Genomic DNA, 2,267 nt, shown 5'->3' with positions numbered 1-2,267 from the left:
CGGAGCCGCAGCGAAAGCGAGTCTGAATAGGGCGTTTAGTACGTGGTCGTAGACCCGAAACCAGGTGATCTACCCATGTCCAGGGTGAAGTTCAGGTAACACTGAATGGAGGCCCGAACCCACGCACGTTGAAAAGTGCGGGGATGAGGTGTGGGTAGCGGAGAAATTCCAATCGAACCTGGAGATAGCTGGTTCTCCCCGAAATAGCTTTAGGGCTAGCCTTAAGTGTAAGAGTCTTGGAGGTAGAGCACTGATTGAACTAGGGGTCCTCATCGGATTACCGAATTCAGTCAAACTCCGAATGCCAATGACTTATCCTTAGGAGTCAGACTGCGAGTGATAAGATCCGTAGTCAAGAGGGAAACAGCCCAGATCGCCAGCTAAGGTCCCAAAGTGTGTATTAAGTGGAAAAGGATGTGGAGTTGCTTAGACAACTAGGATGTTGGCTTAGAAGCAGCCACCATTTAAAGAGTGCGTAATAGCTCACTAGTCGAGTGACTCTGCGCCGAAAATGTACCGGGGCTAAATACACCACCGAAGCTGCGAATTGATACCAATGGTATCAGTGGTAGGGGAGCGTTCTAAGTGCAGTGAAGTCAGACCGGAAGGACTGGTGGAGCGCTTAGAAGTGAGAATGCCGGTATGAGTAGCGAAAGACGGGTGAGAATCCCGTCCACCGAATGCCTAAGGTTTCCTGAGGAAGGCTCGTCCGCTCAGGGTTAGTCAGGACCTAAGCCGAGGCCGACAGGCGTAGGCGATGGACAACAGGTTGATATTCCTGTACCACCTCTTTATCGTTTGAGCAATGGAGGGACGCAGAAGGATAGAAGAAGCGTGCGATTGGTTGTGCACGTCCAAGCAGTTAGGCTGATAAGTAGGCAAATCCGCTTATCGTGAAGGCTGAGCTGTGATGGGGAAGCTCCTTATGGAGCGAAGTCTTTGATTCCCCGCTGCCAAGAAAAGCTTCTAGCGAGATAAAAGGTGCCTGTACCGCAAACCGACACAGGTAGGCGAGGAGAGAATCCTAAGGTGTGCGAGAGAACTCTGGTTAAGGAACTCGGCAAAATGACCCCGTAACTTCGGGAGAAGGGGTGCTTTCTTAACGGAAAGCCGCAGTGAATAGGCCCAAGCGACTGTTTAGCAAAAACACAGGTCTCTGCGAAGCCGTAAGGCGAAGTATAGGGGCTGACACCTGCCCGGTGCTGGAAGGTTAAGGAGAGGGGTTAGCGTAAGCGAAGCTCTGAACTGAAGCCCCAGTAAACGGCGGCCGTAACTATAACGGTCCTAAGGTAGCGAAATTCCTTGTCGGGTAAGTTCCGACCCGCACGAAAGGTGTAACGATTTGGGCACTGTCTCAACCAGAGACTCGGTGAAATTATAGTACCTGTGAAGATGCAGGTTACCCGCGACAGGACGGAAAGACCCCGTGGAGCTTTACTGTAGCCTGATATTGAATTTTGGTACAGTTTGTACAGGATAGGCGGGAGCCATTGAAACCGGAGCGCTAGCTTCGGTGGAGGCGCTGGTGGGATACCGCCCTGACTGTATTGAAATTCTAACCTACGGGTCTTATCGACCCGGGAGACAGTGTCAGGTGGGCAGTTTGACTGGGGCGGTCGCCTCCTAAAGTGTAACGGAGGCGCCCAAAGGTTCCCTCAGAATGGTTGGAAATCATTCGTAGAGTGCAAAGGCATAAGGGAGCTTGACTGCGAGACCTACAAGTCGAGCAGGGACGAAAGTCGGGCTTAGTGATCCGGTGGTTCCGCATGGAAGGGCCATCGCTCAACGGATAAAAGCTACCCCGGGGATAACAGGCTTATCTCCCCCAAGAGTCCACATCGACGGGGAGGTTTGGCACCTCGATGTCGGCTCATCGCATCCTGGGGCTGTAGTCGGTCCCAAGGGTTGGGCTGTTCGCCCATTAAAGCGGTACGCGAGCTGGGTTCAGAACGTCGTGAGACAGTTCGGTCCCTATCCGTCGTGGGCGTAGGAAATTTGAGAGGAGCTGTCCTTAGTACGAGAGGACCGGGATGGACGCACCGCTGGTGTACCAGTTGTTCTGCCAAGGGCATAGCTGGGTAGCTATGTGCGGAAGGGATAAGTGCTGAAAGCATCTAAGCATGAAGCCCCCCTCAAGATGAGATTTCCCATAGCGTAAGCTAGTAAGATCCCTGAAAGATGATCAGGTTGATAGGTTCGAGGTGGAAGCATGGTGACATGTGGAGCTGACGAATACTAATAGATCGAGGACTTAACCATATAATATG

1 rRNA gene is annotated in these 2,267 nt (G+C 52.2%); it reads left to right on the top strand.

The features are described from left to right. Positions 1-2,259, top strand: a 23S ribosomal RNA gene (locus MR109_RS29535); the annotation flags it as partial. Positions 2,260-2,267 lie beyond the last annotated feature (8 nt).

The organism is Bacillus cereus group sp. BfR-BA-01310 (assembly GCF_022664325.1).
Lineage (GTDB): Bacteria > Bacillota > Bacilli > Bacillales > Bacillaceae_G > Bacillus_A > Bacillus_A paramycoides.
This window is presented reverse-complemented; position numbering and strand designations above follow the sequence as displayed.